Here is a 6,718-nt window from a genome sequence, read left to right on the forward strand (position 1 = left end):
CACTGCACCAAGCGCAGGCAAAATGCGGGTAGGCTGCGTGGCAAGTAACCAACACACGCGGGGAGCCCCTCATGCGCATCGGATTTATCGGGACGGGAGCCATGGCCCAGGCCATCGCTCGCGGTGCCGTCGCGTCCGGTGTCGATCCCGCGACGCTGATCTTCTCCAACCGCACGCCCGACAAGGCCTGCGACCTGGCCGACGAGCTGGGCGCGACCGCCGCGTCCTCGAACGTGTCCCTGGCCCGCCAGGCCGACATCGTCATCCTGGCCGTCAAGCCCAAGGATCAGCGCGCGGTCATCAAGGAGATAGCCCCCAGTGTGGTCGGTCGCCCCGACGCGTGCGTCGTGTCCCTGGCCGCCGGGCGTACCCTCGACCAAATCACGCAGGATTTCGGCTCGGGCATTCCCCTCATTCGCGTGATGCCGAACGTGGCAGCCACCGTCAGGCAGTCCATGACGGCCCTGACGGCCACCCGCACCACCGACGATCAGGTCAACGCCGTGCGCGACCTCATGAACTCGGTTGGGCGTACCGTCCTCATCGACGAGGACTATTTCCCTGTTTTCCAGGCCCTGGCCTCGTGCTCTCCGGCCTGGTATTTCCACATCATTGATTCTTTCGCCCGCGCGGGCCTCAAGTACGGGCTGTCCAAGGACAGCGCCGTCGAGATCGCGGCGCAGGCGATGGTGGGGTCGGCCGCGCTGCTCCTCGCCGAGCGCGAGGCGGGCACGATCCCCGCGCAACTCATTGACCGGGTGACGAGCCCCGGCGGCACCACGATCGCAGGATTGCTGGCCGCCGAGGAAGGTGGTTTGTCGAGTGCACTGGTAGGTGCCGTCGACGCCTCCATCCACGCCGATTCCCATCTCGGCTGACACTACACCCTGCCGCGACGCGGCTTATCTCCCCCTTATTTGGCGCTTTCGCGCACCCTCAACACAGGAACGCTCATGTTGCTTTTCAACGCAGTCGTGCTCTCCGTGATTGTCATGCTGGCCCTCAGCATCGCTCGCGTGCACGTCGTCATCTCTCTTTTCGTCGCCTCGCTGGTGGGCGGCCTGGTGGCCGGATTGGGTATATCCGGCACGATGGTCGCCTTCCAGGATGGCCTCGCCGGCGGCGCTAAGATCGCCCTGTCCTACGCCCTGCTCGGCGCGTTCGCAATGTCGGTGGCCCACTCGGGCCTGCCGCGCCTGCTGGCGAACTGGATCATCGCTAAGCTGCGCAACGCTGACGACTCTAACTCGGCGCGCGTGGCTCGCTCCGCGAAGTGGGGCATCCTCGGTGGAGTCCTCGTCATGGGCGTGATGAGCCAGAACCTCATCCCGATTCACATCGCGTTCATTCCGCTGCTGGTACCCCCGCTCATCGGCGTCATGAACGAGCTGAAGATGGACCGCCGCCTGGTCGCCTGTGCGATCACCTTCGGCATCGTCACCACCTACATGTTTGTGCCGATTGGCTTTGGTCGTATCTTCCTGCACGACATTCTCTACAAGAATATTGAGGACGCGGGCCTGCCTGTCGAGGGCATCGTCAACCCGATGGCCGCCATGACGATCCCCGCCGCCTCGATGGCCGTGGGCTGCCTCATTGCCCTGTTCGTCTCCTACCGCAAGCCGCGCGAGTACGAGCAGCGCGAGACGGAATTCAGCAAGAGCGACAACAAGCCCGTCGACATGAAGAAGGTCTGGGCGGCCGTCGTGGCCCTCGTCGCATGCTTCGTCATCCAGGCTGTCCTGACCAAGATGGATTCCGAGGCCGACCCGCTGCTCGTGGGTGCCCTCGTGGGCCTGTGCCTCATGCTCGCCATGCGCGTCGTGCCGTGGCAGCAGGCCGACGACGTGTTCAGTGGCGGCATGAAGATGATGAGCCTCATCGGCCTCATCATGATCACCGCGCAGGGCTACGCCGCGGTTCTGAAGGCGTCGGGCCAGATTGAGCCCCTCGTCCAGCAGACTTCCGCGATGTTCAACGGCTCCAAGGCGCTGGCCGCCGTCATTATGCTCCTGGTGGGCCTGGTCATCACGATGGGCATCGGCTCGTCCTTCTCGACCCTGCCGATCATCTCCGCGATCTACGTGCCCCTGTGCATAGCGCTGGGCTTCTCCCCCGTCGCCACGGTCGCGATCATCGGCACGGCGGGCGCGCTGGGCGACGCCGGTTCTCCCGCGTCCGACTCGACGCTTGGCCCGACAGCCGGTCTGAACGTGGATGGTCAGCACGACCACATGCGGGACACGGTCATCCCCGAGTTCATCCACTACAACATTCCGCTGTTGATCGGTGGCTGGATCGCGGCGATGGTCCTGTAATACCGTCGCTCTCATTGACGAGGCCGGGGCTGGGTTCACTGTTCACGTGACCTGGCCCCGGCCTCGTTATGCGCCCAGGTAGGTGGTCGTGACATTGTGCAGCACCTCGGCGGTCGCGCGCACGTCCGCAAGGGCGATGTGTTCGTCGTGGGCGTGGAGCTGGGCGTAGACGTCGCCCAGGCTGGCGCCGCTGTCGTAGGCCCCGAACCCGTATCCGATGCCCCCACGCCTGCGGGCCACACGCAGGTCGGTTCCACCGGGCATGAGGACGGGGACGACGCGCACGCCCGGGTAGCGTCGACTCAGCGCCGCTTCGATCGCTCGGTACAGGCCGGTGTCGATCGACGAGGCCGTGGCGGGCTCGCTGAGGAGGCGCTCGATGGTCACGTGCTCGGCGAGGTCGCCGAGGGCCGCGGTGATGGCGGCGTCCACATCATCGTCGTCGATGCCGGGCAGCGTGCGGATGTCCAGCTCGAGGGTGGCGTGGGAGGGCATGACGTTGATGGGCCCGCCCGAGCGGGCCACGGTCTGGGCGACGGTCACGTGGGAGACGGCGTGGGCGTAGGCGGCCAGGTCCCCGAACTCGGAGTAGTCGCCCTCGTAGGTTCCGTGGATCAAGCTCTCTTCGGTCGCCGCATCGAACTCGAAGGCGCGCACGAAGCCGGCCCAGACCTCGTCCGTGGCGGCGGGCCAGCGAGCGGAGGACAGCGCCGCGCTCACCTGTGCGAGCCGCTCGACGGCGCTCGTGCGGCCCAGCGGCACCGAGCCGTGGCCGGCGTCGCCGCGGATGTGGAGGCGGCGCTGGGCGGCCCCCTTTTCGCCGACGACGATGACGATGCTCTCCCCTCCCCTGGCTCCCACGATGCGCGCCCCTCCCATCTCGGATAGGGCCGCCTCCCAGGGGAAGGCGTCCGGCCGGTGTTCACCGATCCACGGGACGCCGAGCCCTCCTCGTGCTTCTTCGTCTGCGGCGGCCACGAACACCAGAGAACGCGCGGGAGGATTACCGTCCTGGGCGCGGCGCGCGACTTCGCGGGTGACGACGGCCATCGCCGCGGTCAGGTGGAGCATGTCGACCGTGCCGCGCCCCCACATGACGCCGTCCTCGATCTGGGCGCCGAAGGGATCGCGCGTCCACTTGGCCTCATCGACGGGCACGACGTCCGTGTGCCCCATGAGGGTCAGGGGCGTGCCGCCGCTGCGCGGATCCGCACCCTCGACCGTGACTACGAGGGTGGTGCGCCCAGGGTGCGGGGTGATCCGTTCGATTGACACGGGCAGATCGGCGAAGAAGTCCTCAAGGAGGTCGGCGGCTCGCTCCTCCCCGCCCGAATCGGCGGTCAAGTCGTTGACGCAGCCCAGGCGCACCAGGCGCGCCAACAGGTCCACGGTCTGTTCGCCCAGCGATTGCGTGCTCACGGTTGATCCCCTTTCCCGAGGAGGCCTCGTCCCGGTTCCCCTGCCTGACACCACGGTATCCCCGCGCGCTTCACTTCACCCGACCGCGCCACGAGAGGAACTTTTGTAACGGCCCGTGTGAGCAACCCGCACCCGCTGCGTCGGCGCTGCGTTGGACCGGCGTACCCGCACAAAAGTACGCTAGTGGGGCAAACAGTCCACGACTCGGATGGAGACAACTCAATTATGGCCATGAACACCCGTGCGCAGGCGCCTCGCGTGCCCGACCGCGCCGCCCCCGAAGGCCTCGAAGCCAAGTGGGGTGAGGCCTGGGAAAACCAGGGCACCTACGCTTTTGACCGCACCGCGACGCGCGAGCAGGTGTACTCGATCGACACTCCCCCGCCGACGGTATCCGGCTCCCTGCACATCGGCCATGTGTTCTCCTACACGCACACCGACGTCGTGGCCCGCTACCAGCGCATGATCGGTAAGTCCGTGTTCTACCCGATGGGGTGGGACGACAACGGCCTGCCCACCGAGCGCCGCGTGCAGAACTACTTCGGCGTGCGCGTGGATGCGACGCTGCCCTACGACCCCGACTTTGAGCCCCCGCACGTGGGCGGCGACGGCAAGTCGATCAAGGCTCGCGACCAAAAGCCGATTTCCCGTAAGAACTTCGTGGAGCTGTGCGAGCGCCTCACCGTCGAGGACGAGGCTCAGTTTGAGGCGCTGTGGCGCTACCTGGGCCTGAGCGTGGACTGGAAGCAGAACTACCAGACGATCGGTGCGCGTGCGCGCAAGGTCGCCCAGGCTGCGTTCCTGCGTAACCTGGCGCGCGGCGAGGCCTACCAGGCCGAGGCCCCGGGCCTGTGGGACGTCACCTTCCAGACGGCGGTCGCCCAGGCTGAGCTGGAGAGCCGCGAGTACCCGGGCTTCTACCACCGCCTGGCCTTCCACATCACCGACGCCGAGGCCGCCGCGAAGGCTGCCGCCGCCGGCGCGCCCGTCGAGGACGGCGTGGACGTGTGCATCGAGACGACGCGCCCCGAGCTGCTAGCCGCCTGCGTCGCCCTGATCGCTCACCCGGACGACGAGCGTTACAAGCCGCTGTTCGGCACGACGGTCGCCTCCCCCGTGTACGGCGTCGAGGTGCCGATCCTGCCCCACCCCGAGGCGGAGATGGACAAGGGCGCGGGCATCGCCATGTGCTGTACCTTCGGCGACACGACCGACATTGACTGGTGGCGTGACCTGGAGCTGCCGCTGCGCGCGATCCTGCGCAAGGACGGCCGCATCATCACCGAGACCCCCGAGTGGATCACGACCGATGCGGGCCGCGCGGCTTTCGCCGAGATCACCGGTAAGACGACGTTCTCCGCGCGCGAGGCCGTGGTGGCCGCCCTGCGCGAGTCGGGCGAGCTGAAGGGCGAGCCGACCAAGACGATGCGTCAGACCAACTTCTTCGAGAAGGGCGACAAGCCCCTCGAGATCGTCACCTCGCGCCAGTGGTATATCCGTAACGGTGGCCGCGCGTGGACGAACCCGTCCTCGGGAGCGGACCTGAACGAGGAGCTCATCGGCCGCGGCCGCGAGCTGGAGTTCCACCCGGACTTCATGCGCGTGCGCTACGAGAACTGGGTGAAGGGCCTGAAGGGCGACTGGCTGGTGTCCCGTCAGCGCTTCTTCGGCGTGCCGTTCCCGCTGTGGTACCGCGTGGACGCGGACGGCCAGGTCAACTATGACGACATCATCACCCCGTCTGAGGCTGCTCTGCCGGTTGATCCGTCGACGGACGTGCCGGAGGGCTACACGGAGGATCAGCGCGGCGTGGCCGGCGGCTTCGTGGGCGAGCTGGACATCATGGACACGTGGGCGACGTCCTCGCTGTCCCCGCAGCTGGCCTGTGGCTGGCTGGATGACGAGGACCTCTTCGCTCGCACGTACCCGATGGATCTGCGCCCGCAGGGCCAGGACATCATCCGCACGTGGCTGTTCTCGACCGTGGTGCGCGCGGACCTGGAGTTCGGTGCGCTCCCGTGGAAGCACGCGGGCTTGTCGGGCTGGATCCTGGATTCGGACCACAAGAAGATGTCCAAGTCTAAGGGCAACGTCGTGACCCCGATGGGCATCCTGGAGAAGTACGGTTCGGATGCCGTGCGTTACTGGGCGGCGTCGGCTCGCCTGGGCCTGGATGCGGCCTTCGACGAGCAGCAGATGAAGATTGGTCGCCGCCTGGCGATCAAGGTGCTGAACGCCTCGAAGTTTGCCCTGACGATGGGCGGCGAGGGCGCGGCGATCGATCTGGATCCGGCGCTGGTGACGGTGCCGCTGGATCGTTCGGTGCTGGCGGCGCTGGCCTCCGTCATTGACGAGGCTTCGGCTGCCCTGGCATCCTACGAGCACTCTCGCGCGCTCGAGGTCACGGAGTCGTTCTTCTGGACGTTCTGCGACGACTACCTGGAGCTGGCCAAGGAGCGCGCCTACAACCGTGATGGCGCGTGGGACGAGGCTTCGGCCGCGTCTGCCCGTGCGGCTCTGGCGATCGTTATTGATAACGTCGTGCGCCTGCTGGCCCCCTACCTGCCGTATGTGACGGAAGAGGTGTGGAGCTGGTACCGCGAGGGAAGCGTGCACACCGCCCCGTGGCCGGTGGTGGCGGACCTGGCCGGCGTCGAGGGCGATCCCTCGGTGCTGGAGGCCGCGTCCTCTGCTCTGATCGCACTGCGCCGCGTGAAGTCTGAGGCGAAGGTGTCGCCGCGCACGCCGTTCCTGGCTGTGACGGTGCGCGCCCCGCAGGCTCAGGTGGAGGCCCTGGAGTCCGTGAAGGGCGACCTGGAGGCCGCATCGAAGGCAGTGGGCGCCCTGACCGTGGCCGCCTCCGATGACACTGAGGCCACCGAGGCCGTTGTCGAGTCCTTCGAGCTGGGCGAGGCTCCTGCCAAGCGCAAGAAGGCCTGACCCTTAAGCTGGCCTTGGGGGGCCGCCCGTGGAACACCACG

At 67.3% G+C, this 6,718-nt stretch carries 4 protein-coding genes; 3 read left to right on the plus strand and 1 reads right to left on the minus strand.

Annotated elements, in window-relative coordinates; genetic code table 11:
• Positions 1–71 precede the first annotated feature (71 nt).
• Both proC and HMPREF1138_RS03200 read left to right on the plus strand, forming a co-directional pair.
• Positions 72–878 carry a pyrroline-5-carboxylate reductase gene (gene proC / locus HMPREF1138_RS03195; protein WP_009056420.1) on the plus strand — a complete coding sequence of 269 codons (807 nt, stop codon included), beginning with the start codon at positions 72–74 and terminating at the stop codon, positions 876–878.
• A gap of 75 nt (positions 879–953) precedes the next feature.
• Positions 954–2,318 carry a Na+/H+ antiporter family protein gene (locus HMPREF1138_RS03200; RefSeq protein ID WP_009056396.1) on the plus strand — a complete coding sequence of 455 codons (1,365 nt, stop codon included), beginning with the start codon at positions 954–956 and terminating at the stop codon, positions 2,316–2,318.
• Between the two features lie 66 nt (positions 2,319–2,384).
• Here the strand turns inward: HMPREF1138_RS03200 and HMPREF1138_RS03205 are convergent, their stop codons facing one another.
• On the minus strand, positions 2,385–3,737 hold the full coding sequence (locus tag HMPREF1138_RS03205) for a M20/M25/M40 family metallo-hydrolase (protein WP_009056436.1): 1,353 nt from the start codon (positions 3,735–3,737) through the stop codon (positions 2,385–2,387).
• A gap of 225 nt (positions 3,738–3,962) precedes the next feature.
• Between HMPREF1138_RS03205 and valS the strand changes: the two genes are divergently transcribed.
• The gene (gene valS / locus HMPREF1138_RS03210; RefSeq protein ID WP_009056397.1) at positions 3,963–6,677 is read left to right on the plus strand and encodes a valine--tRNA ligase; all 2,715 of its coding nucleotides are present in this window, start codon (positions 3,963–3,965) and stop codon (positions 6,675–6,677) included.
• Positions 6,678–6,718 lie beyond the last annotated feature (41 nt).

The sequence above is a fragment of the Actinomyces sp. ICM58 genome (assembly GCF_000283035.1).
GTDB lineage: Bacteria > Actinomycetota > Actinomycetes > Actinomycetales > Actinomycetaceae > Pauljensenia.

Bases quoted from the DNA above. Each gene is read 5' to 3' on its own strand.
- HMPREF1138_RS03200 (WP_009056396.1), top strand. From the start codon at position 954: ATGTTGCTTTTCAACGCAGTCGTGCTCTCCGTGATTGTCATGCTGGCC.
- valS (WP_009056397.1), top strand. From the start codon at position 3,963: ATGGCCATGAACACCCGTGCGCAGGCGCCTCGCGTGCCCGACCGCGCC.
- proC (WP_009056420.1), top strand. From the start codon at position 72: ATGCGCATCGGATTTATCGGGACGGGAGCCATGGCCCAGGCCATCGCT.